The 25,715-nt window shown below is 42.1% G+C and carries 19 protein-coding genes; 18 read left to right on the forward strand and 1 reads right to left on the reverse strand.

Annotation, left to right across the window (positions count from 1 at the left end; genetic code table 11):
• Positions 1-15: 15 nt before the first annotated feature.
• The gene (locus ATB76_RS20300) at positions 16-2,160 is read right to left on the reverse strand and encodes a serine/threonine-protein kinase (protein ID WP_061036035.1); all 2,145 of its coding nucleotides are present in this window, start codon (positions 2,158-2,160) and stop codon (positions 16-18) included.
• Between the two features lie 319 nt (positions 2,161-2,479).
• Between ATB76_RS20300 and tagH the strand changes: the two genes are divergently transcribed.
• The 18 genes from tagH to tssI all read left to right on the forward strand — a co-directional run bounded on the left by tagH (position 2,480) and on the right by tssI (position 25,711).
• Positions 2,480-3,655 (forward strand): type VI secretion system-associated FHA domain protein TagH, encoded by a 1,176-nt coding sequence (tagH, locus tag ATB76_RS20305; protein ID WP_061036036.1) that lies wholly within the window; start codon positions 2,480-2,482, stop codon positions 3,653-3,655.
• 9 nt (positions 3,656-3,664) lie between these two features.
• Entirely contained in the window at positions 3,665-4,120 is a 456-nt protein-coding gene (gene tssJ / locus ATB76_RS20310) for a type VI secretion system lipoprotein TssJ (protein WP_038867710.1), read from the forward strand.
• 16 nt (positions 4,121-4,136) lie between these two features.
• Positions 4,137-5,462 carry a type VI secretion system baseplate subunit TssK gene (tssK, locus tag ATB76_RS20315; RefSeq protein ID WP_081094946.1) on the forward strand — a complete coding sequence of 442 codons (1,326 nt, stop codon included), beginning with the start codon at positions 4,137-4,139 and terminating at the stop codon, positions 5,460-5,462.
• Between the two features lie 14 nt (positions 5,463-5,476).
• Positions 5,477-6,766: a type VI secretion system protein TssL, long form gene (tssL, locus tag ATB76_RS20320; RefSeq protein WP_061036037.1), complete on the forward strand. Its 1,290-nt coding sequence runs from the start codon at positions 5,477-5,479 to the stop codon at positions 6,764-6,766.
• Between the two features lie 14 nt (positions 6,767-6,780).
• A complete protein-coding gene (tssM, locus tag ATB76_RS20325; protein WP_061036038.1) occupies positions 6,781-10,299 on the forward strand; it encodes a type VI secretion system membrane subunit TssM in 3,519 nt (1,172 codons plus the stop codon).
• Entirely contained in the window at positions 10,281-10,976 is a 696-nt protein-coding gene (tagF, locus tag ATB76_RS20330; protein WP_061036039.1) for a type VI secretion system-associated protein TagF, read from the forward strand. The genes tssM and tagF overlap by 19 nt, the downstream gene beginning before the upstream one ends.
• 8 nt (positions 10,977-10,984) lie before the next feature.
• Entirely contained in the window at positions 10,985-11,779 is a 795-nt protein-coding gene (locus ATB76_RS20335; RefSeq protein WP_061036040.1) for a protein phosphatase 2C domain-containing protein, read from the forward strand.
• Positions 11,772-12,884: a type VI secretion system protein TssA gene (gene tssA, locus ATB76_RS20340; RefSeq protein ID WP_038867699.1), complete on the forward strand. Its 1,113-nt coding sequence runs from the start codon at positions 11,772-11,774 to the stop codon at positions 12,882-12,884. Before ATB76_RS20335 ends, tssA begins: the two co-directional genes overlap by 8 nt.
• Positions 12,885-12,899: 15 nt before the next feature.
• Positions 12,900-13,430 carry a type VI secretion system contractile sheath small subunit gene (gene tssB, locus ATB76_RS20345; RefSeq protein ID WP_038867697.1) on the forward strand — a complete coding sequence of 177 codons (531 nt, stop codon included), beginning with the start codon at positions 12,900-12,902 and terminating at the stop codon, positions 13,428-13,430.
• Complete coding sequence (gene tssC / locus ATB76_RS20350; protein WP_038867695.1) at positions 13,430-14,923, forward strand: type VI secretion system contractile sheath large subunit; 1,494 nt, start codon at positions 13,430-13,432, stop codon at positions 14,921-14,923. The genes tssB and tssC (ATB76_RS20350) overlap by 1 nt, the downstream gene beginning before the upstream one ends.
• Before the next feature lie 58 nt (positions 14,924-14,981).
• Positions 14,982-16,493, forward strand: a complete 1,512-nt coding sequence (gene tssC / locus ATB76_RS20355) for a type VI secretion system contractile sheath large subunit (protein WP_061036041.1) — start codon at positions 14,982-14,984, stop codon at positions 16,491-16,493.
• A 9-nt stretch (positions 16,494-16,502) separates the two neighbouring features.
• Positions 16,503-17,300, forward strand: a complete 798-nt coding sequence (locus tag ATB76_RS20360; protein WP_061036042.1) for a type VI secretion system accessory protein TagJ — start codon at positions 16,503-16,505, stop codon at positions 17,298-17,300.
• Between the two features lie 8 nt (positions 17,301-17,308).
• On the forward strand, positions 17,309-17,773 hold the full coding sequence (gene tssE, locus ATB76_RS20365) for a type VI secretion system baseplate subunit TssE (protein ID WP_038867691.1): 465 nt from the start codon (positions 17,309-17,311) through the stop codon (positions 17,771-17,773).
• A complete protein-coding gene (gene tssF / locus ATB76_RS20370) occupies positions 17,770-19,593 on the forward strand; it encodes a type VI secretion system baseplate subunit TssF (protein ID WP_061036043.1) in 1,824 nt (607 codons plus the stop codon). The genes tssE and tssF overlap by 4 nt, the downstream gene beginning before the upstream one ends.
• The gene (gene tssG / locus ATB76_RS20375; RefSeq protein WP_061036044.1) at positions 19,590-20,555 is read left to right on the forward strand and encodes a type VI secretion system baseplate subunit TssG; all 966 of its coding nucleotides are present in this window, start codon (positions 19,590-19,592) and stop codon (positions 20,553-20,555) included. The genes tssF and tssG overlap by 4 nt, the downstream gene beginning before the upstream one ends.
• A 10-nt stretch (positions 20,556-20,565) precedes the next feature.
• Positions 20,566-23,142: a type VI secretion system ATPase TssH gene (tssH, locus tag ATB76_RS20380; protein WP_061036045.1), complete on the forward strand. Its 2,577-nt coding sequence runs from the start codon at positions 20,566-20,568 to the stop codon at positions 23,140-23,142.
• A 208-nt stretch (positions 23,143-23,350) separates the two neighbouring features.
• Entirely contained in the window at positions 23,351-23,830 is a 480-nt protein-coding gene (locus ATB76_RS20385; RefSeq protein WP_038867685.1) for a type VI secretion system tube protein Hcp, read from the forward strand.
• A gap of 45 nt (positions 23,831-23,875) precedes the next feature.
• Complete coding sequence (tssI, locus tag ATB76_RS20390; protein ID WP_061036046.1) at positions 23,876-25,711, forward strand: type VI secretion system tip protein TssI/VgrG; 1,836 nt, start codon at positions 23,876-23,878, stop codon at positions 25,709-25,711.
• Positions 25,712-25,715: the final 4 nt, after the last annotated feature.

A 25,715-nucleotide genomic window follows, 5' to 3' on the forward strand; every position in this document is an offset into this window, starting at 1 on the left:
CAACATTTGCGTGAATTAACTCTGCACAGAGTCCGTTTCTATTCTTCTTAGCAGCTCGTTCGCTTTTTTCATCGCTCTTCTTGCACTTGTCGACTTCCGTTTGTTCAAGAGGATGTCTGAGAATTGCAGGTACTTATCCGCCGTTTGAAATCTTAAGTCGTTAATATCTTGAAATCCCGTCGGAAAGTTTTCAGAAAATAGGTCAATATCTTTAACCAATTTGTCGAGATTGACGGTTGTTCTCGCTTGCTTCAAACGGTAGTAGAGCCCTTCAAATTCTTCTTGATAGAGTAAGCGAGCAGCATCGGCCGGGAATGGCAATGGATTTTGACTGTCTTTTGCTGTCTCAAAGAGTTTCATTTCTAAAACTGCATCTTTCATCGCATTACTGATTGCGATGTTTTGGCGGTGCTCATCAGAATCGGCAAAAAAGGTATTTCCAACTTTGATTAAAGTAACAAGTGCGGCTGCATCTCTTAGCTGTAACGCTTCATTTAAGTGCTGGCCAAAGACCTCGCTTGCAAGTGAACTTGGTACAAACGGGTACTCTTGATGAATTTGATGTAATTCTTGTTTGAGGTCATAAATTGACTTGGAGCCTTCAATTTGGGTGTAGCTTGATTTCTCTAACTGGCTGTTAATTTGCCTCGCGATAGAAAGTAACGTTGAATGCTTACTCGATTGAATATCCAGTGCAAGCACTTCAATTTTATGGGAGTCAGGATAGTAGACTTTAGCTTGTTGAAGAATTTCCTCAATCTGGTCGTAATTGGGATAAGTACTAACATCAGAGTTAAGTACATCATCAATCTTTGATTCGTAAGCACCAAGTAGGTAGGGCTTATACAGCCTTAAAAAGCCCGCTTTGATCACCGGATGCAGATCATGTTGTGAATCGATAAGAGATTTCGTGTTTTCTGGCGCGGTATCGAGTAGTGCTTGTGCTGAACTAATATGCTTTGTTTGCTGGTTTAATGCAGCCTCAAGTTGAGTGAGCTGGTCTTGTTGATCTTGATATACCAATCCTAAAAGCGTTGCGACGACAAGCGATGCTGCGACACTCGTGTAAACTGGCCATCTCGTTTTGTTTATGTGCTGTTTAAGGAGTTCTGCACTAAGGTCCGCTGGTGCGAGTCCTTTATTTAGCACTTTCGAGAATAAAGACCATTTCGTGAGCGGGAAATGAGCGGGCTTAGTGACGCGAACATTTTTCTTTAGTGCTTCGTCAACCGGTGTGCGTGCGTAAGGGTGTTTACAACTCAATAATTCATAGGTAATGCAACAAAGAGCAAAAATATCATCTCTAAACTGAGGATCGTTTCCTGAGAGAATATCAAGTGAAGCGTAGTTTGGCGTAAACCCCAGAGTATCACTTTCTTGGGTTTTACGTTTAGCGGCATATTGGTCGTGCTTTAACTGTTGAGTTTTGGATACACCAAAGTCTAGAAGTTTAACTTTTCCTTCTGAGGTAAGAATGATATTCGCAGGCTTAAGATCGGCATGAACCACGCCTAGAGAGTGGGCATACGCGAGAGCATCCAGAGTCTCATTTAAAATAGACAGCGCGGCCTTAAATTTAAGACCATCAGGGCGAGAGCGCTGAATCAGAGTTTCTAAAGTTTCACCATCCACATACTCCATGACGAGAAAATACACGTCGCCATCAACGCCAAAGTCGTAAACACGAATTATGTTAGGATGGCTGAGTTTTTGAGTTTGCTGTGCTTCTCGAATCAACATTCGTGCGGTTTCAGGTTGGGAAGAGAACTCCTCCTGAAGAATTTTTAATGCGACGTAAGGTTTATCAGTCCCTGATGACTCAAGGATTTTATCTTTTGCCAAGTAAACATCGCACAACCCGCCGTGCCCAATAAGCGATTCAATTTCGTAGCGACTCTTGATGGTTTCACCAACTAAAGACTGCGACGTTGAAGGTTCTCTTTGATTACATGAAGTATTGTCTATTTTATTATCTAGAGAATAAGTGTTCTGATTTTGAGACATTTTTGTATTTGTCTCATTATTGAATTGGGCGGAGCCTTCATAATTTGAGTCAACAATCTTATCAACTGTATTTTCTCTTTTTTGAGTCTTTACAATTTTTGTTTTATCACCGCTCGTATCTTTATTTATAGAATTGTTTTTACTTTGGTCTTCCATCACAGAGGCTCCGTATAAATGATGGTGAAAATATATAGTCTAATAACTCATGAAAAATGATGACTTTTTGATTTCTCGGTCAAGCTAACATCGGTTTTTTGACGCGTGTAAATTGAAGTGTCAAAAATTTGAACCTCGTTGTATATTTTGTTCTGAGTAAAAATACCTGATTGCTTTGCTAGAAAATTAATTCATTATTCCGTTCTTGAAATATAAATATTATTTTATGGGTCGATAATAACTTAATTGTTAATAAATAAACGATCTAAACATAAAGAATGAAACACAAATATTAAGCAGTCCCTTTGGCGAGGTTTACATGACGTTGGTTTTAACCATAACGAGTTTTCATAAGTTCACTCCTGAGATAGAAGGCGAGTTCATCTTTGACGCAAGCGGCGAACACGAAAAAATTTCCTTTGGCCGCTCTGAACAATGTGACTGGACACTCCCCGATCCAGAAAGAGTCATTTCAGGTAAGCATGGTGAAATTATCAAGTTTGGTGTCAAGTATTTGATCAAAGACTTATCGACCAACGGCACATTCGTGAACAACTCAGTCAGTCCAATCGGACAGGGCAATGAAATCGCTCTAGCTCATGATGATGTGGTGACCCTCGGCGATTATCAAATTCAGGTTAGCGTTCAGGAGAAGTGTTTAGAACAGGTGCCAGTTCAAAGTGTTGAATCAAATGAATCCTTTAATGAAGGCGCTAGCAGTAATTTCAATCATAGTGACTTTGGCATAAGCGCTTCTGAACTCTTAGAGGACTGTGTTTCTAATGAGTATCAGTTAGATATTGGCTTAATGGATGACTTTATTGAGCCCTCGATTCCTCCTCAGCAAGAACAAGATATATCACGTCTCGTCACAGAAGAACCGAACAGAACTCCCCAAAAACTGAGTGCCGGTAATGAGGCTGACGCGTTCATTCGCGGATTAGGTATTAGTCCGAATATGGTACCTGACGAGCAGAGAGAGATGTGGTTTCAGCAGCTAGGAGAGTCTTTTTCTTTAATGCTTACAGGATTAATGGAGACTTTACACAATCGAGCTGAATTCAAACAGACTAATCGCTTAAATCATACCGCATTTAGAAAATCTGAGAATAATCCACTCAAATTCTCGGCCAATTTAGAAGACGCTATGCATAATCTTTATAACCGGAAAACAGCGAGTTTTATGCCGCCTGATTCGGCAATAAAAGAGGCATTTAAGGATATTGAAAACCATGAACAAGCATTAATGCAAGGTGTGAATGGGACGGTAATAAGTGTTATGTCATTAGTTGATCCATCTTTAATATATTCTGAGTCACTTTCTAATGATAGTTTGTTTAATAAAGTGATTCCGACAAGAAAGTATTATAAAAGTTGGAAAAGGTTCGAGGTTATTTATAACCAACTAACCAACGATGTTGTTAATAAAGAGAATCTTTTTTATTTAGATGACTTTGCCAAGCATTATGAAAACGCTCTAAGACGTGATAGTTAAGGTCTAATTATGAAATTAGTTAAAAGAATAGTATTACTGATATTAACAGTGACTCTCATTGGGTGTTCAGCGGCAAACTTAGTGGTCGACCCTTATGCAGATTTAGAAATAACGGCGAGCCATAATATCAATCCAGATTCCAATGGCAGACCGTCACCAGTTGTTATATATATTTTCGAACTTACCTCACCAACGGTGTTTGAAAGTCAGGACTTTTTCTCAATATACGAAAGCTATGACAAAGTTCTGGGCCCCGATTTAGTCAACAAATTTGAGATATCCCTAACGCCAGGTCAAAAGGAGGTTTACCAAGCCAGTATGTCTCCCCAGACAGAGTATCTCGGCTTAGTGGCTGCGTTTCGAGACATCGAAAACTCGAATTGGAGGCAAGTGATCGAAGTTGAAAAGACAGGTTACAACACCTATCAAATCCACTTAGAAGACCTGTCTTTGTTCGTGAAATAATCTTGGTGACTATTCAATGACACACTTTTCCCATACCGCTTGGTGTGAGGGGATGTTTTTGCGTCCTCAACATTTCCAGCAAAGTGAACGAGCAACCGCTCACGAATACAAGGGGCTAGTTCACTTACAACACGCATACAATTGGGGCGTATCATCGAGCCTAATCAATCCGACCGCTTTAAAAGAAGGGGTTATTGAGATAGAAAAGATCGATGCGATCCTGCCAGACATGACTCTCGTTCAATGGAAAAAAGGTGATGCGAGCATAACGCCGTTATTCGTAAAAAAAGGCACCCATCAAACGTTGGTCAAAATCGTTGTTCCGGCATTTAGCTTAAAACAACGATTGGTCTCTGATAAAAGTGAGGAATTGGTTTCACGTTATCTTCTAAAAGATTTGGATGTTGTAGATGTTTTAACTGGGGAAGATGAAGAGTGCATTCAAGTAACCGCGATTAATTTAGAGCTAGCAGCAAGTAATGAGAAACAGTCTGGCTTTATTGAATTGCCGATTTTCAAAATCAAAGAAGTATCCGATGAAGGGGCAGTCATTCTTGATGAAGAATACATCCCACCACACATAAATATTCTGAATAGTGCTGTTATAACCACATGTTTACGTAACGTACTTGCAATGACAAAGATCCGTGCAGACGTTGTGTCTCAGCGTTTGGTTCAGGGTAAGGCGGCTTCCGCTTCTGCGGTCGATTTTATTATGCTGCAGATGTTGAACCGCTATGAAGTTGTTTTACGTCACTTTTCCGAACTAGAACAGGTACATCCTTTAGATTTAGTAGCACTACTGCATGGTTATATCGGTGAGTTATCGACGTTTTCGAGTAAGAACAAACGTGTTCCGGAACTAAAAAAATACGATCACTTCGATCTTTCCAGTGTGTTTCATGAGATTAATCAGATACTCAGCCAGTACTTAAGTGTCGTTTTAGACCAAACGGCGAATAAGTTACCACTTGAAATACGTCAATATGGCATCCAAGTGACACCTCTGCCAGATAAACGCTTACTGGAGTCTTGCCAGTTTGTACTCGCGGTTAAGGCTGATACAACCACCGATGAAATACGACGCTTAGTGCCCGCTCAGCTTAAGTTAGGGCCTGCAGAGCAAATACGCGATCTCATTAACAATCAAATCAACGGTATCAGTGTTGCGCCTTTGAGTGTTGTTCCAAGACAAATACCTTATCAAACGGGCTATGTGTACTTCGAGGTTGTGAAAAAGGGACCGTTTTGGATGAGGCTGCGAGAAAGTGGCGGCATCGCGCTACAACTTTCTGGTCACTTCCCGAATGCTGACATTGAACTTTGGAGCATTAGCCAATAAAAGGCTTCGTCATTATGGAACAAACGATAATCAAACCTACACCGGGTGGGCGACCAAATTTAAAACAACCAGACGTAAAGCCAGTAGATAGCACGGTTGTGATCTCTAAAAGCCCTGAGATCGTTAATAACGACTCAGTCGTTGCTTTTGGACTCAACCCCATTTTGGCTGAAGCCAACGGTATCTTATCAATGGTAGGGCAAATTCGATCAACGGCCTCACATTCGGATGTGTTGTTTCTAAAGGAAACACTCGCACAGAAACTGAGAGACTACGAAAACCGATTGCGCCAACACAACGTTGAATTAGAAACCATTGATACAGCACGGTACTGTTTATGTTGCTCAATTGATGAGGCGGTATTGAATACCCATTGGGGAAGCCAATCTACATGGAGTCATGATTCTTTACTGAGTTCATTTTATTCGAGCAGTCAGGGTGGAGAAGCCTTTTTCAAACATCTTGATAATGCAGTGTCTCAGCCAGAGTCGCAGCTCGATTTGTTAGAGTTGATGTATGTTTGCTTGTCGCTTGGTTTTGTCGGGCAATACCGTTTAGAGAAAAATGGCTTAGAAGATCATCGACGTCTTAGAAAGCAAATCATGAGCATTCTTAAGTCCTATGGGCGTGGTACTGCAAAAGAAATGAGTGCCAATATTGATAAGCGCACGCTTACAGGTTCCCAAATGTCAGAACGAGCACCATTGTGGGTTGTATGCTCGGTTACCTCGGCAATTTTGGTGTGCGTTTTTATGTACCTTAGCTATGACTTGAATAGTGCTTCCAATCGAACGTTTTCGAATTTGGTTAATTTGATCCAGCCGGACAGGCAAGTCGCGTCAGCGGAGCTTGAATCGAAGGTTCAACCTGTGGCGGATCGTATCTCTATGTATCTTGCGACGGAAATGAATAAAGGATTGGTTACGGTAGAAGCGTTACCCGATCGCGTAAGAATATCGTTGAAAGCGCAAGACTTATTTGAGTCAGGAAGTGCAGATGTTGTTGCTTACATACAACCCGTTGTTTCCAAAATAGCACGTACTCTTGAAGCGACAGAAGGCAAAATTCTTGTTACCGGCCATACGGATGATAACCCTATCTTCACCAGTAAATATCCTTCTAATTGGCATCTATCTTTGGCAAGAGCCACTGCCATGTCAGACCAGTTGATTGCAAATAGTGGGCTGGAAGGAAGAGTGCTACCTGAAGGGTTAGGTGATGCGAGACCTTTGGTGGAAAACACCAGTTCTGACAATAGAGCGTTGAACCGTCGTATCGAAATTGACTTGATTGTCGCAAACTAGGAAAAGTGAGAGATATGAGTATCCGAGAAGTAGGTAGAGTCTTCACTCAGCGCTGGTTTATCGGCCTTATTGGCGTTGCGGCGTGTTCCATTTTTATTTGGGCGGTCGGTCCTTTAATTATTGTCGCTGGCTATGAGCCACTAAAGACAGATTTCCAACGCTTAGTCACAATTCTTACCTTGGTGTTTGTTTGGGGAGTATTCAACCTGACCAAGCAGCATAAACAGAAAGTGAAAGAGGATGAAAGTATCCAGACTTTGCTTGAACTTGATAGTCAATCAGACAAAGAAGCTGCCACCGAAGTTGATTTAATGCGTGATCGTATAGAGCAAGCGATCAAGATTGTCACTAAAACCCATAAAGGTAAACGTAGCCTATATGACTTACCGTGGTATGTACTAATCGGTCCTCCGGGTACTGGAAAAACCACGATTTTGAAGCAGTCTGGGCTGGAATTCCCGTTAGCTAACTCTACAGGGTCAGATTCGGTCGCGGGTGTGGGGGGAACACGACATTGTGATTGGTGGTTTGCGAACAAAGCCGTATTGATTGATACCGCTGGTCGTTACACTACTCAAGATAGCCAAGAGAAAGTGGACTCAAAAGCATGGCATGGCTTTCTGGGGTTATTGAAAAAATACCGTACACAAAGACCAATCAACGGCGCAATTGTCACGGTCAGTTTGGCAAGTGTCATGTCTCAAACTCGTACTGAACGAAGTCTTCATGCCAGAGCCATTAAATCTCGTTTACAAGAGCTTAAAAACCAACTTGGTATGCAATTCCCAATTTATGTCTTGTTGACGAAAATGGATCTCGTTGCTGGCTTTAATGAGTATTTCTCGGATTTGAGTAAAGAAGAGCGTGACGATTTGTTTGGTTTTATGTTCCCTCAAGAATGCGATGATGAACGCGGAGTGATTTCTCTGTTTAACCGAGAGTTCCATCATCTGCTGGAACGTCTAGATGCACGGATGTTACGCATTCTCGAAACAGAAGACGATCTCGATAAGCGAGCGCTAATATTTGAGTTTCCGAAACAGTTACGAGTATTACAGGCCAACTTAGACGAATTTCTAGCCGAGATCTTTTCACAAAACACCTTTGAGGAGCCCGCCTTAATTCGAGGTGTTTTCATGGTTAGCTCGGTTCAAGAGGGGGCGCCTATGAATCGATTGATGAGTGAATCTACAAATGGGCTGGGATTGGGCAATTTGCCATTAACCTCACACAGTACCGGCTCACATAGTTTTTTTGTTAAGAGTCTATTTGACCGTGTGATTTTCAAAGAACAATTGTTAGGGACGGTGAATCGTCATTACCAAAGAAAGTCCGGTTGGCTCCATAAAGGGGTATACATCGGCTGTACGATTACGCTCGTGGGAGCCACTGTTGCTTGGGCCACAAGTTATCAATGGAATAAAGAACTTATTAAAGAGACTAATCGTCAGACTGGTCATGTTAACGCCATGATTGGAGCCGACAGTCTGGATTTCGAATCAGATATTATCAGTGCTGTGGAAACGCTAGATCGTATTATGACATTACCTCTTGGAAAGCAGAGCCAGTACGGAGAGAGCGACACCATTAAAAAATTTGGTCTTTATCAGGGGGACAAAGTTTCTCAAGCCGCGAATAGCGCTTACATTGCAGCCTTGGCCCAACATTTTTCCCCAATGGTTACTCGCAGCTTAGTCAATGAGATGGAGAGCAACCAGGCACATCGACAATATCTCTATGAAACTCTAAAAACCTACCTAATGTTGTTTAACCCTGATAAATATCAGCAAGAAGAAGTGCTAGCGTGGTTTCGTTTTTATTTTGAACGCCAATATCCAGGAGTGCTTAATGAGGCGTTAAGAGGGCGCCTTATGGTTCATACACAACATCTGCTGGAGAGTAATGAACGCGGTCTTGTTTTTCAAGATGATGTTGTTGCTAGTGCAAGGGACATATTAACTGAGATGTCATTGCCAGAACGTGCATACCAAAGAATGAAAATTCAGTTTTCAAAGAGCCATGTACCGTCATTTCGTTTAACTGATGTCCTCGGTCCGAAGGGACTGGAGCAATTCGAGCGTGTCAGCGGAAAACCTTTGTCTCAGGGTATTTCAGGCTTTTATACCTACAACGGCTTTCATAGTATTTTTCAAATTCAAATCAACCGAACGGTGAAAGGGTTGATGGAAGAAAATTGGGTCTATGGTGATGACTTACAAGCTCACGAGATAGATCATGCGAGCGCTATTGAAGGTGTACAAAACAGGTATTACCAAGATTATGTCAATGAATGGAAGGATTTGATTCAAGACATTCAATTAAAGCAAGCGCCCAACTTAGAGTTTGCCTCTGAACAAGCAAGAGTCTTAGCTGGCGTAGAAAGGCCTATTGAATCTTTATTGCGTGCGATTCAGAAGGAAGTTGGACTGACGAAGGTTGTATTGTCTGACAATCAAAAAGCCGCTTCTGAGGTCGCTGGTAAAGTAGCAAAAGTTAAGTTCTCTAATACCGCAGATAAGCTAGATATGTATTTACCTGAAGAAAACACCTTTAATGTCGCTTTACCGGGTAAACAAGTAGAACAGCATTTTACAGCTGTGCTCCGTTTGGGTGAGCAGGATTATGCTGATATTCAGCAGGCCATGATTAATTTAAGGTCGTACTTGTCAGATTTATCGAGCTCTGGAAACAATCAAAAAATAGCGTACAAGAGCATTTTGGATGGCACAGTAACACAGGATGTGGCGTCGTCATTTGAACGAGCACAAGAGTTATTGCCTAAACCGTTTAATCAATGGCTAGGAGAATTGTCTCAGGAATCGGTTAAGTTTGCAGAAAGCGGATCTAAGGATCACCTTAATCAATTGTGGTTAACGCAAGTCATTAAACCTTATCGTAGTTCAATCGCTGGTCGTTATCCATTTGTTCCAAATGCGGAAAAAGAAGTGAGGTTAAAAGACTTTAAGCGTTTCTTTGGGTATGGCGGGACACTGGACTCATTCTTCAACGAGTATTTAGAACCTTTCGTTGATACTTCCTCAAGACGTTGGACATTTGAGAAAGAGATTGGCGTTCGACAGGAAACATTGGTGGTATTTCAACGGGCTAAGCGAATCAGGCAAACGTTTTTTGAATCCGATAATTCATTACGTGTCGATTTTGGAATGAAGCCAGTCTATCTCGACCAGCATATTACGCGTTTTGTGCTGGAGTTAGGAACTCAAGATCTCGTCTATAAACACGGGCCAGCAAGAGCGAAAGCGCTAAGTTGGCCAGCAGGTCAAGATCAAACTCGAATCGTGTTTACACCTCCTGAATCCAATCGCGAAATTGCGCATACCTATGAAGGTGAATGGGGAATCTTTAAGCTTTTAGATCAGTCGCTTAAAGCAAGGCCTGAATCAAGAAAAGACAATATCGTGATGATTGACCTAAAAGGGAACAAGGTACAGTTAGAGCTTATCCCGACAAGTGCTATTAATCCGTTTTGGTCGAATGAGATGGAGAGATTCCGATGTCCGCAAACCTTATAAGTCCAAGCTGGGGTTATGTTGGCAAAATGCCAGTGAAAGGTGATTTTGTTAAGCATGGATTGCCACAATCTTTTACCAATCGTTGGCATGATTGGCAGCAAGCGATTATTGCGGTCAGTCGAGAGCAGCTTGGTGAACAGTGGGACGAGTGTTTTCTTACGTCACCAGTGTGGAACTTTGCTCTAGATGTCAGCTATATGGAAGAGGCGACTTACATCGGTAGCATGATACCAAGTGTTGACGCTTCTGGACGCTACTTCTTTTTTACTGTTGCTCGCGCGGTAAAAGGAGATGCGACACAGTATTGGTCAAATAATGGTTGGGGGAAAGATAGTCAAGATCTAGCACTCGCTGTTCTTGACGACGCTTTCGTTTTTGATGCATGGACACAAAATTTGAATCAGCCCAGCGACACGCTTTCTAAAATTGACATTGAAGTCTCACCGATATCCGAAATGTATCGAAGTGAGCTCTCAACGGTGTTTTCCCAAAACGAAGCTTTGACATCAACTGCATTACTTAGTGCGTTAATAAAACAGCAAAACAAAGCGCCTTGTTTTTGGTGGACAGAAGGATCGTCCAAGGTTGAACCGTGTATGTTTGTAAGTTCAGGGCTCCCTTCTATAGGGCAGTTCTCGGCAATGTTAGACGGCCAATGGCACAAGTGGAATTGGTAGGAATGATAATGAATTGGAACTATTTTACCTTTGCCAAAACACATCCTGGAAAGGTAAGGCCGCACAACGAAGATGCTTTGCTTGATATGTCTGATCATGGTGTTTGGGTCGTCGCTGACGGGATGGGTGGACACAGTGCTGGCGATATCGCAAGTCAGATGTTGGTCGATCGTATCGCGCGTTATGTAAAAGATTCAGGCTCGTTTGGAATCGATGAACTAAGACATGTGGTCCAGCAAGCAAACCGAGAAATTTACCATTATGCACGAGCCCAGTTAGAAGGGAAAACAATGGGAACCACACTCGTTTTGCTGTTAGTGCAAGACGGTTATTACCATTGTTTATGGGTTGGTGATAGTCGTATTTATCAATTAAGAGCGAGTACTTTCTCACAAAGAACACGTGATCACAGCCAAGTGATGGATTTGGTTGAGCAGGGGCTACTCGCATTTGAAGACGCAGAGTCTCATCCGCTTGCAAATGTGATAACTCGTGCGGTGGGAGTAGATGAAGAAGTGACCATAGATCAAATCTCTGGACAGCTCGCGGACGGTGACCAGTTCCTGTTATGTAGTGACGGCTTATCTAAAGAACTGACCAACGAAGAAATGCACAAAACCTTGTATGCAGATTCTGTCAATCAAGCTGGATTAGCCCTCATGCATTCAGCCTTAGTCCGTGGTGCGAGTGACAATGTCACGTGTACGTTGGTGAAAGTGTGTAAAGCAGAGAATGAAATTGAATTGCCACGACACGAAGACGCGACGATTCCAGTCTTCTTAAGAGGAAGGTCGCATGAGTGATATGTTTGATTGGTACGATGTAGCTCTTGAGCCTATCTCTGAGGAAAATCCAACTGGTATCGATCCTCGCGAAGATGTCTCCCCCCAGTCGGCTTACTATCGTTTAAAAGATCATAGAATGGCGGCACGTAATGCAGAGCGAAATGCCATCATCGAAGAGGAAAGCATCCTTACTCATACCAACTTATGGCGTGTATTTGTTGATGAGGTTCCTGACATTCTCGCTTCACAATCTAAAGACTTGGAATTCGTAGCTTGGCTTATTGAAGCGTTAACTCGAATTCATGGCTTTCGTGGATTAGGCCTTGGATACCAATTGGCAACGACTTACATCGAAAAGTACTGGGATCAATTGTACCCAATGCCGGATGAAGATGGCATGGAAACCCGAACTTCCTCGATCATCGGACTAAATGGCATTGATAATGAAGGTACATTGATTTTTCCAATTGCCTCGGTGCCGCTAACAGATGTGGGTATAGAACAAGCATATGCATTCTGGGAGTACCAACAAGCTGTTGAGCTAGAACGGTTAGATGAAGACAAGCGTCGTTCAAAAGTTGACCAGGGTGCAGTGGAGATGTCGAAAATTGCAGAAACCGTAAAAGCCACGTCGGATGAATTTTACCAGCAACTGATTGGTGATTTGGAATTTGCAATGATTGCTTTCAGTCAGTTCAGCGAAAAACTTGATGAAGCGGTTGGTGACGTCACCCCAAGTTCTTACATATCAAAAAAATTAGATTCAATACACTCGGCACTTAAGCATTTGTTAGGCAGCCGATTTAAGACGCCTAAAGTAGTTGCAGAACTAAATGAATATGACGGTGAAATCGAAGTGCAAGAACAGTCGTCACCTCTCCAACCACAAGCACTACTAACAACTAATATGCAGTCTCGTGAGCAAGCCATTGAACAATTGCAACAGGTCGCTGACTTCTTTAGAGAGAGTGAGCCACATTCACCAGTTTCTTACTCCATCGAACAGATTATTCGTTGGTGTGGAATGCCTCTGCCTGAATTACTGGCGGAATTGATATCCGACGGGGATGCAAAGAAAAGCTATTTCCGTTTAGTTGGCATAGCAGAACAAAATGAAAATTAAGAAAGGGAGAACGGTATGACGAGTATCCACTCGAAACTGTCACGAGTGAGGAAGCCTCGTGTTCACATTACTTATGATGTTGAAACCGAAGGGACAACGCTAAAAAAAGAGCTTCCTTTTGTTGTCGGTGTAATGGGTGATTTTGCAGGCCAAAATACAGAAGCCTTGAAACCACTTAAAGACCGTCGTTTTATTCAGATCGATCGTGACAACTTTGATGATGTACTTAAAAAGATGAGCCCATCAGTAAAGTTTAAAGTCGCGAACAAATTAGCAAACGATGATTCTCAATTCGAGGTCGATTTAAGTTTCAAATCGATGCAAGATTTTGAACCTGCGGCGATTGTGAATCAAGTGGATCCGTTGCGTCAGTTAATGGAAACGCGCAACAAACTCCGTGATTTAATGACGAAAGTCGACCGTTCTGAGGAGCTAGAAAACATTCTAGAGGATGTTCTGAACAACACTGAGAACCTTACTAAACTAGCGGGTGAACTCAAACTTAGTGAGCCTGCTCCTTCAGATAATCCAGAAGGAGCTCAGTAATGACTACACAAGTTGAAAAGCAACTAGATCCAACAGTTAGCCAGCAAGCGTCTTCATTTTTGGAACAAGCGATCGGAGCGACGAAGCAGACAGAATCCTCTCGAGCGCAAGAGCTGATAAAAACGCTGGCAGAAGAAGCGATGAAAGGCACTGTAACTTGGAATAAGAACTTAACAGTGACATTCCGTGAAGCCATTAATTTGCTAGACCAGCAAATCTCAGAGCAATTGTCTGAAGTTATGCATCACCCTGAGTTACAAAAACTAGAGGGCTCTTGGCGTGGTCTCAATTACTTAGTGATGAACTCTGATACGAGCTCTACCTTAAAGGTTCGTATGATCAGTATTACTAAGAAAGAGCTTCATAAAGACTTGAGTAAAGCGGTAGAGTTCGACCAAAGCCAAATCTTTAAGAAGGTCTATGAGTCTGAGTTCGGTAGTGCCGGCGGTGAACCATACGGCGCTTTGATTGGTGACTATGAATTTACTAACCATCCAGAAGACATTGAATCACTTCGTTTAATGTCGAATGTGGCCGCTTCAGGTTTCTCTCCATTCTTGTCCGCAGCTTCACCAGCTTTGTTTGGTTTTGATGAGTGGACAGAGCTTTCGAAGCCACGTGATTTAGATAAAGTTTTTGAATCTCTTGAATACGCACAATGGCGTTCATTCCGAGAGAGTGCGGACTCACGCTTTGTAAGCTTAACCATGCCCAAAGTATTAGCTCGTTTACCTTATGGTCAAGCGACTTCTCCGGTGGAAGAGTTTGGTTTCGAGGAGTTTGAAGTCGACTCAGTTTCAGGTATCGCGACTAATGCTGAGCATAATGATTACTGTTGGATGAATTCTTCTTACGTGTTGGGGGCAAAGCTTACAGACGCGTTTTCTAAATATGGTTTCTGTACTGCCATTCGTGGTGCTGAAGGGGGAGGTCGAGTGGATAACTTACCGACACACTTCTTCATGAGTGATGATGGCGATCCTGATATGAAATGCCCAACTGAAATTGGCATTACAGACCGACGTGAAGCGGAACTAGGTAAACTTGGTTTCCTACCATTGTGTCACTACAAAAACACCAATTATGCGGTGTTCTTCGGTGCTCAAACTTGCCAAAAAGCAGCCAACCATGATTCGCCGGATGCCACTGCTAATGCGGCTATTTCGGCTCGCCTACCTTATATGATGGCAACTTCCCGTTTCGCGCATTATTTGAAAGTCATGGCCCGTGACAAAATTGGCAGCTTCATGGAGGCTGAGGACGTGGAATCGTGGCTAAACCGCTGGATCCTAAGTTACGTCAATGCTTCTGAGGGCGGTGGTCAAGAGATCAGAGCAAAATATCCGTTGGCAGATGCTCGTGTTCAAGTCAAAGAGATTCCGGGTGCACCAGGTTCATACAATGCTGTGGCTTGGTTGAAACCTTGGCTACAAATGGAAGAGCTCACCACATCACTTCGCTTGGTGGCAAAAATCCCGCAATCGGGTGGTTAAGCACGTTGTGGTTGGCTGTCTTGGCCAACCACACTTTCTAGCGGAATAGGCTTGATACATGCGCAAACATACGTCATTAAATTTCTTAGACCCAAGTGAATTGAAGCACGAGTTTAGTCCCCTTGGGTGTGCGGAACTTGATAGCCATTGGATGAATAAATTTATCGACTCAATGGATTCACTACATTCGGCAAAAGTATGGTTGGAAGGTACTAAAAGTCCAAACATTGAGAGTTTTCGACATAGTCTGATGAGTGCTATAGACGAGATTGATGAGCTACTCGAAAAACAACTCAATGAGATAATCCATCATTGTGCTTTCCAGAAGTTAGAGCGCAGTTGGATCGGCCTTCGCTATTTATGTGCTCAGGTCGATGGGCAATCATCAGAAGAAGTTAAGGTAAAGCTCCTTTCAGTAACATGGGACGAAATCAGTAAAGACGCATTAAAAGCGATCGAATTTGATCAGTCTGCATTGTTTAAACTTCTGTATCAAAACGAATATGGAGCACCAGGTGGAGAGCCTTTTGGGTTAGTCATTGGTGATTACGAGCTTCGTCACGACCCTGTTACTAACCATTTTGATCGTGATTTATCTGTATTGAGTAAGGTATCTCAATCAGCGGCTGCAGCATTTAGCCCTTTTATATTGTCAGCGACACCGGGTGTTTTTGGGGTGAATCGTTTTTCTGAGCTTTCAGCGATTGGTGATATTTCGACTCAATTTGAACAAGTGGAATATGGGAAGTGGCGAAGGCTACGAGAATCAGAAGAGTCGAAATTTATCGGCATCACTGCACCAAATGTCTTGTTTCGCCAGCCGCATGGCAGCGATGGAACACGAGCGGAAAGTTTTCAGTTTGAAGAGAGAATTGACGACTCAGAAACACAACTTTTATGGGGAAGCGCAGCATATAGCTTCGGTGCCATTGCAATAAGAACGTATCAGGAACACGGTTGGTTTACTCACATGAGAGGAATAAAAAAAGGCGACTATACTCAAGGCCTTGTCCTCGCTCCAACGCGTAGTCAGATTCAGTTTAATGTGAAAAATTCACGTGATAGAAGCCCTTTAAACGTAAAGCTTTCTGAGTCACGAGAGCAGGTTTTAGCAGATAACGGTTTCATGTCACTTACCCCTGTACCGGAAACAGACATGATTGGGATGACATCGAATGTTTCTCTACATGAACCACCGCGATACCAAGAAGCGCACATCAGCGTAAACGCGAAATTATCATCGATGTTGCAGTATACCCTCTGTGTATCTCGAATTGCTCATTACATCAAAGTGATGGGACGGGACAAGATTGGTAGTTACCAAGATTCGTCTGCAATACAACGAGATTTTCAGCATTGGTTACACCAATACACGACTGCTTCTGATGAGGCGTCCGATGAGCTTAGGGCTAAGTACCCCCTGAACGAGGCAAGTATCGCGGTGAAAGAAAAGCGTGATGCGCCGGGGCATTATTATTCGGTGATTCATTTACGTCCTCATTTTCAACTCGATCAAATGGTATCGGCGATCAAATTAATAACGGAGTTATCACCAGAAAAGGTGGTGTAAGGAATCAAAATGACACAATGGAAAAGCGCGTTAGCAGAAGGCAATTTAACAGAAGCACTAGAAGTACTCATTGAGAATATAAAAGTTTCTCCTAAAGATGCAACTCTTCGGAGTTCTTTCATCGAGCTTCTTTGTATTGACGGTAATTTTGAACGGGCGGACGAACAGTTGATGCAAGCGATTAAACTGTTCCCAGAATATCTTTCTGGAGCCAGTCAACTACGTCACCTCGTTAAAGCAGCTCAAGCCCGTAAGGATTTTTTTCATGGAGCAGCAACGGCTCAGTTTGTCAGTGACCATGAAGGGCTGAATAGGTTATTGATTGAATTCAACTTAGCACTAAAAAATAATGACCAACGTAATGCCTACAACTTAGCGTCTGAGATAGAACAACAACGCGTCAAAAAATCATTTAGTCAGGGCGGTAATATTTATGATGACGTTCGAGACATAGATGATCAATTGGGTGGATACATAGAGCTCTTTTCGACTGCAGGCAATTACTTCCTTGTGCCTATCGCCAATGTGAAACAGCTTGAACTAAAAACACCATCTTCACTATTAGAGACGATTTGGCGTCCCGTTGAATTCGATATAGAAGGTCTAGGTGAAGGCGAGGGTCATACGCCTTTGACTTACATTGGTTCTCAAACCGATGCCCAAAAACTAGGTAGAGAAACGGATTGGCAACAAGTTGCAGAGCAAGAGTTATTCGTTGGGTTGGGTCAAAAGTGCTGGTTAGTGGGTGAAACTGCACTTCCTCTCTTTGATTTGAAATTACTTGAAGAAACCGTATTAACAGCTTAGAGGTCGCGATGGCTTTAGAGGCGTCATTACTGGACAAACTAATCGACTCAGATCCGAATGTTCGTGAAGAGAAAGACTTTCCAGCAAGTTCTCAGTCCTTACTTAATAACTTATTAAGGGATGTTGAAGCCATGCTGAATAGTCGAATTGGTTGGCGTGAACTTCCTGATGATCTTTTAGAAGTTCGAGACTCCATTTTAAACTACGGTCTGCCAGACTTTTCTTCAATGCCATACAGCAGCCAAGAAGGGCAAAATCAGCTTTGTGAAATTGTCTGCGATGCAATAAAGGAGTTTGAACCGCGTCTAGAGTCTCCTTTGGTGAGTATTTTAGGTGAGAAAAGCGCCACAGATCGAACGCTGAGGTTAAAAATCACCGCAACCTGCCTAATTGGAAGCAATACCCACGAAGTCACATTTAACTCAGAAGTTGAACCGGTGAGCCTTGGTATGAAATTGAGTAGAACAAAATGAGTGAAGAGTTCCTAAAGTACTACAATCGAGAGTTGGCTTACTTACGCCATAAAGGACAGGAGTTCGGTGAGCAGTACCCTAAGATCGCATCTCGTTTGAGAATAAGTGAAGAACAAGTCGAGGATCCTCATGTAGAGCGACTTCTTGAGGGGTGCGCATTTTTAACTGCGAGAATTCGCCAAAGTTTAGACAACAGCTACCCTCAATTCACAGAATCACTGCTGGGGCAACTCTACCCAGATTTTCACGCGCCAATTCCTTCCATGTCGATTGTGAAAATGACGTGCTCGGAATCCACCAATGCCTATTTTGATGTTGTCTCTGGTGAACGTGTTGTCATCGGCGCTCCAAGATTTAAAGAATGTGAATTTAGAACATGCTATGAAACGCGAATGTACCCATTACGCGTAAATGATTGCTCATTTGAAAATGCGCCTGTGAAACCTATGGGGTCTCGATGGGAGCAAGTGGCAAACTCGATGCTTAACGTTCAACTTCATGCCAATGATAGTGAAAGTGCAATTAACCTGATGGGCATCGACACCTTGAGGTTTTACCTCAATGGCCAACCTCAACTTACACAGAAGTTGTATCAAATGTTATTCCAAAATCTTGTTGGATTGTCGGTATCCGTTCAAGGGAAAGAAGTCGCATCGTATACGAAAAGGCATCTGAAATCTGTGGGGTTCTCGGATTCGGATAAAGTTGTGCCCTATGGCAAAAGAAGCTTCTCAGCGTCAAGAATGTTGGTTGAATACTTACACTTCCCAGAAAAATTTATGTTCTTTGACCTGATTGATTTAGAACTCAATAAACTTGATTTAGGCGAATCGATAAGCCTCTATTTTTTCTTTGACTCCACAGACGACTGGTTACCGAAACAAGTCGACAACGAAAGCCTAATGCTCGGCTGTACTCCAGTCATTAACCTCTTTCAAAGTACCATGGAACCTAAACGTTTACTGCCATCTGAGTACGATTACCATTTGTCGCCTCAATACCAAGAAGCAGAGAGTAATGAAGTTGTTTCGATTACCAATGTGACGTTGAGAAACTGGAATAAGACTTATGAAAATTTGCCTTGCTATTATGCCGGTGAACATACGCACTACATGGGTAATAGTGACATTTATTGGTTAATGAGGCGAGAGGACAAAAACTGGGCTGGTGGATACGACGAACCCGGGCGAGAAACGTATCTGTCTTTTGTGGATAAAAAACATCAACTCTTTAGCCCAGAGAGCCGTGAAAATTGGCTTATGTACGTACAAGCGGAGTGTTGCAATCGGAACCTGCCGCAAAAACTTCCGTTTGGTGGTGGTTTACCAGAAGTATCATTACCTGACGTTAACGATAACTTTGAGTCAGTACGTTGTTTGGTGTCTTTATCTGAAACAGTGAGGCCTGAAATGGATGAAAGTACGCGGTGGCAACTGACCAAGCTACTCACACTGAATCATTTCACACAAGACGATGGACTGGCAGTGCTCAAACAGACCCTGAACCTATATGCTTTTTCTGGTACGGCAGAAACAAAGGCTCTGATTGATGCGCTTGTGAAACTCGAGTTTGAAAAAGTGGCCGGGAGAGTGAGCGAGCAAGGGAAAATGGGGTTTGCCCATGGTGTTAAATTGATTCTAACTGTATCAGACCAAATCCTCCTTAAAGAGCAAATATTCTTTTTAGGCTGTGTGTTATCAGTCTATCTCTCTCAGTACGCTGAAGTGAATATTTTTACTCAACTAGAAGTTAAGTTGAAGTCGACAGGTAAACGCTTTTATCAATGGCCATCGCTTACCGGCGATAAGGTTCTGCTATGAAGACTGAAGACTTTTATCGTCAATTGAAACAGCGTTCGTTGTTTGAAGCGTTACACTTGATTGAACAAGAAGTACTTCGAGTTGAGGCACAGTTAGGTTCCGATGCGCTACCTAGAGACGAAAAGATATCGATTAAGGTCAATCCTGCGTTAGGTTATGAGAATTCTCAGTTGTGTGCTGTGAAAGCGATCAGCCAGAGCAAATTAAGGTTAGAGACAAACTTAATCGGATTAACGGGTGAGCAAGGTGTTTTGCCACAGCATTACAGCGAACTTGCATTGAATCGTCAAAAAGAAGGAGACAACGCAATGGTCGATTTCTATGACATTTTTAATCATCGGTTACTGTCTCTTTACTACCGTAGTTGGCAACTGACTCAACTTACTTCACAGGTTACTGCTCATTCGGTAGGACGACGATCGCCTCTTTGTAGCATGTTAGAGTCGGTGACAGGGCAAACCCAGCATCTTGCTAATCATTTTGCAGGGGTGTTTGCTTCATCGAATCGTAGTAAAAGTGCACTTAAAGGAATGCTCGAAAGCCTCTCAGGATGTGATGTCCGCTTACATGAATTTCAGGGGCAATGGTTGCACCTCACGGGAGAAGACCAAACTCGACTGGTTTCTCAAAGCATGCCGGAAGGTCAATTCGCTCAATTAGGCAGTGGTGCTTCAGTAGGATCTAAAGCTTGGAACATCAATGCGGGCGTGACAATTGAATTCTTCCCAAACACGACGAAACAAGTGAAGCAACTCTTACCTAATACATCTTGTGTGCATACGATGAAATCTATAACACATGATTTTCTTGGTAAGCATAAGCGCGTTAAATGGAAGTTAACGACTCAACATAAATACCTTCCTCAGGTTTGTATCTCAAAACAAGTCGGTCAATTGGGCATTGGTTCTGTATTGACGAAGCATAAGCGTACAAAAGACCGCAGAATAACAATTACCATTTAAAGGATTCACAATGGCTTTATTATCACTATCAGCGTTGGTTGAGAGGCTATCTCCGCATGCAAGAGAAACGTTAGAGCATGCTGCCGCAATGGCCAGCTCTCGTACTCATCATAGTATTGAAATGACGCACTGGTTAATTAGTATTATCCAACATCCGTCTGGGATATACGCGGACGCCTTTCGTAGCCAAAATATCGATGCTAGCCGAGTGGAGTCACAGTTGCTCGAACAGTTAGAAAAGTATCGAACAGGATGCGATTCGGTCCCTGGGTTGTCTGAACATACCGTTACCATCATGCAGAATGCAATGATGATTACGACGATTGAATTTAATCAAGAGCAATTGAGTTGTATCCATTTATTAAGAGCTTACTTAACGGATGATACTTTGGTTACGATGTTGAATCAGCCTAGCTCAGAATTAATGAAAATTGATGTAAACACATTGTTGGATGTTAATGAATCTGAATCAAAGCATCTCGCCTCTAACGAAGGGATTAGTAAGAGCAAAAACGCTGCACTTCATCAATTTACTGTTGACCTTACAGAGCAAGCAAAATTAGGGAAAATCGACCCCGTTGTCGGTCGAGATGACGAAATCCGTTTAATGATCGATATTTTGCTACGCCGCAGACAAAATAATCCAATCTTGACAGGTGAAGCTGGCGTCGGAAAAACTGCCGTTGTCGAAGGATTGGCGCAAAAAATTATCGATGGTGATGTTCCCTCTGCATTAATGAACGTTTCAATAAAATCGTTAGATATGGCACTACTGCAAGCAGGCGCGGGCATGAAAGGTGAATTTGAAAACCGATTAAAGAATGTGATTAAAGAAGTTAATCAATCGGAAACACCTATCATACTTTTCATTGATGAAGCCCATGGTTTGATTGGTGGTGGAGCGCAAGCAGGTCAAGGCGACGCGGCAAATATTTTGAAACCGGCGTTGGCCCGTGGCGAGCTTAGGACAATAGCGGCGACAACATGGGCGGAATATAAAAAGTATTTCGAGAAAGATGCAGCACTAACTCGACGTTTTCAAGTCGTTAAGATCGATGAACCTATGCCAGAAATTGCAATTGCAATGTTGCGAGGGTTGTTGGACGTGATGTCGAAACACCATGACGTGTATATCACAAATAAAGCTTTGGAAGCTGCTGTTCAACTTTCTGCACGATACATAAATGGTCGTCAATTGCCTGACAAGGCAGTTTCTGTTCTTGATACCGCATGCTCTCGTGTTGCTCTAAGCCAATCATCCACGCCAGGAACATTGGATAGTAAACGAAAAGATCTTCAAATAAGAGAGTTGGAACTTGACCAACTGTACAAAGAGTCTCAATTCGGTTCGGCGAATGACCATAAAATTTCTGATATTAAAGAAAAAATTAATGTTCTACATGGTGAGATTCTTGAATTAGAAGAAATTTGGCAAAAAGAAAAACAATGGGTCGATGAAGCAAAACTAATACGGCATAAGATTCAACTTCAGGAAGGTGAAGCTAATGAAGAAGACAAGAATCGCTTAGTAAGTATTGAGAAAGACTTAAGCTCAAACTCTCAACCACTTGTCTTTTCACACGTTAGCGAAGCCTTAATTGCGGAGGTGATCTCAGATTGGACTGGTATCCCTTTAGGAAAACTGCAAGATGATGACATCAAAGCGGTTCTTACACTAAAAGAGACACTAAGTCATAGAGTGGTAGGGCAAGATCACGCACTCGAAGTCATGTCAGAGGTTATCAAAACTGCGAGCGCGCAACTCACTGATGAATCGAAACCTAATGGCGTTTTTCTGCTTACAGGCCCAAGTGGAGTCGGTAAGACAGAATCTGCGCTGGCGATAGCGGAGAAAGTGTATGGTAGCGAAGATAATGTTACGACAATCAATATGTCTGAGTTTAAAGAAGAACATAAAGTCTCTCTATTGTTAGGTTCACCTCCTGGTTATGTCGGTTATGGTGAGGGCGGGGTTCTCACAGAAGCGGTAAGACGTAGACCTTATAGTGTTATTTTATTGGATGAGATGGAAAAAGCGCACGCGGGTGTGCAAGACATTTTCTATCAGGTTTTCGATAAGGGCATGATCAAAGATGGTGAAGGAAGAGATATCGATTTTAAAAACACCATTATCATTATGACTGCCAATACAGGAACGGAGACGACAATGTCTCTATTTGAAGACCCTGAGTTAGCCCCAGAACCAACAGCTTTAAAAGAGGCGCTACGGGAGGATCTTCTGGGTGATTTTAAACCTGCGTTTTTAGGGCGAGTCAACGTACTTCCATATCTGCCGTTAAATAAAGAAGTATTAAGTAATATTGCTTCTTTAAAATTACAGAAAATATCCGACAGAATTCAAAGAAACTACAATGCCAAATTTACGTTTAGTGATTCATTAATAAATGACATAGTTAATAATAGCAATGAGTCAGGGAGTGGTGCTAGGGTAATACAAACTACGATTGAAAATACGCTGTTACCAAAAATTTCCCATGAGATATTGAGTTCTATTCTTAATGGTAAGACATTTGAGGAAATTAACGTTGATGGAGAAATTAAATCACTTAACGTCTCACTTATTTAACAGCGGTTTCAATGTAAAAATAAATTGAGACTCGCTTCATATTAACTTTATTTTTTGGAAAATAGTGCTTAATTAAATTCAAATTAAGCGATATAAAAGAGCGTATTTAAAATAAAGTTTTTGATACATAAGTCATTAATTATCAATAACGATTTGATGATTAAATAACTACGCAATATGTCAATTATTAATGCTATAGGAGATTAGCATGCAGTCTAACACGTATCTTAAATATGCAGATATTAAAGGTGAAGCAACTGCTGAGCAGTACAAGGATCTAATTACACTACTATCTGTAGATTGGAGTGTTGGTCGTGAAATTTCATCATTCACAGGTACCGCAATGGACCGTGAAGCTAGCGCGACTCGCTTGTACGATTTAACTATCACCAAATTGCAAGATCGTTCATCACCAGATCTATTTAAAGAAGCAACGATTGGTAAAGGTAAACCTGCGGTATTCCATATTACTAAGCAGGGTGAAAAAGTAGAAGAAATCATGAAAATCGAACTTACTGATGCAATGATTTCTAATTACTCTGTTTCAATTCAAGATGATCGCCCGATTGAAACAATCACTATTTCATACACTGAAATGATGATGACAGTGACACCTACTGATGATAAGAACAATACATCAGCACCACTAGTATACGGTTACAGCGGTGTTAAAGGTCAACAAATGTAATTAATTTGCGGGGATCCTTTCCCCGCATTTTTTAAGAAGTGTACAATGAAAAAAGCAACTCAAGACAATAACTTCATTAGAATTTTTACACCATTTGGTGAGGATGCAATAATTCTGAATTCCTTCGAGTATAAAGAGGCTGCTTCAGAGCTTTTTTCATTGCATGCTTACGCTTATTTCAATGGGCAACAAGCTGAGTTAAATCAGATTATAGGCAAAGAAGTGACGATCAGTATGGATAATCATTCATTGGTATCGTTACAACCTAGATATTTTCATGGCGTAGTTTCTAGGGCTAAACTGTCTGGTACTCGAGTTTCGACTGTTGATAGGGGTGAGCAATATAAAAATATAGAGTTGATAATCGAACCAAAGTTATGCTTCTCAAATTATCGGACAAATTGCAGAATATTTCAGTATAGAGATGTGAAAGAGATCGTATCAGAAATTCTTGCTGAGCATGAAATTACCTTCAGTTTTAAGCTTACTAAAGCTTACACCAAATACACATATAAAGTGCAATACGAAGAATCTGATTTGGCCTTTGTAAGGCGAATTTTGGCGGAGGAAGGTATCGCGTTCTGTTTTTTACATTCCGATTCAGATCATGTCATAGAATTTTTTGACGATATCAGTTACTACACCCCTTCGGCAGAATTTATTGTAGAGCACTCAACTGGTAGCGCAGCATCTAGCCATATCTTCTCATGGAATGAAACTCAGTCCCTCACGACAAAAAGCAGTCATTTGTCCGGTTTCAATATGTTGAAGCCAAGCTCTTATCCGAAGCACTCTGCTAACGGGTCAACCAACTTCTTCACCGTTCCAGTCAGTGAGCATTACGAGTATTTGGCGGAGACTGAAACCAATGACCAATTCGCATTAAGAAACATGCATAACATCGAGTCATTGCAACAAAATGTTTATCAATGCATGGGGGAAACGAGTTGTCGATCATTTACGGTTGGAACGTGTTTTAAGTTCAAAAAACATGAAGATAAAAGTCGAATTGGTAAAGAGTATGTGCTGTCTTCTGTCTCCGTTTCAGCTTCGGTATTCAATCAGACAGGTCAGGGTGGTACCGCCAACCAAGGCGTGAGAGTTGCTTTTTATTGTGTTGATTCAAAAACGATATTGCGTCCATTAGCTAGGTTTGGAAAACCACAAGTTCGAGGCCTTCAAACGGCCATAGTGACAGGAAACAAAGAAGGTGAAATCTACATAGATAAGCATGGGCGAATCAAAGTTCAGTTCCACTGGGATCGTCAAGGAGAGCATGACGCAAACAGTTCATGTTGGATACGTGTTGCTCAGACAGTAGCAGGAAATGGTTGGGGGAGTGCTTTTCATCCTAGAGTAGGACAAGAGGTTATTGTTGACTTCGTTAACGGTGATCCAGACCAACCTATCGTCACGGGTTCTTTGTATAACGGTAACCAAGGAACACCGTATAGCTTGCCGGATCAAGCATCCCAAAGTGGTTACAAATCTCGATCAGTGCAGAAAGGTGGCAGCAATTTTAACGAATTACGTTTTGACGACAAACCTGGTGAAGAGCACGTCTATTTACACGCCGAAAAATTATTTCAAATGTTGGTAGAAGATTGCGCGGAAATTACCGTTGAAAATAACAAAACGGAAACCGTGACCAACAATGTAACGCAGGACATCGGCCAAAGCTCGACGCTTAACGTTGGAAAAAATCATAAAACTGACGTTGGTGAGGCCTTGTCGGTTTGCGCTGGGAAGAGTATCGAAATTAAAGTTGGCGGAGCGTCGATACAAATGTCTAGCTCTGGGGACATCAATATTAAAGGAAATAAGATCTCGATCAACGGCTCCACTATCGGTCTGAAAGCTGGCCAAATATCTTTGAACTAGGGAG

The sequence above is a fragment of the Vibrio sp. MOR3 genome, assembly GCF_001557775.1.
Taxonomy (GTDB): Bacteria; Pseudomonadota; Gammaproteobacteria; order Enterobacterales; family Vibrionaceae; genus Vibrio; species Vibrio jasicida.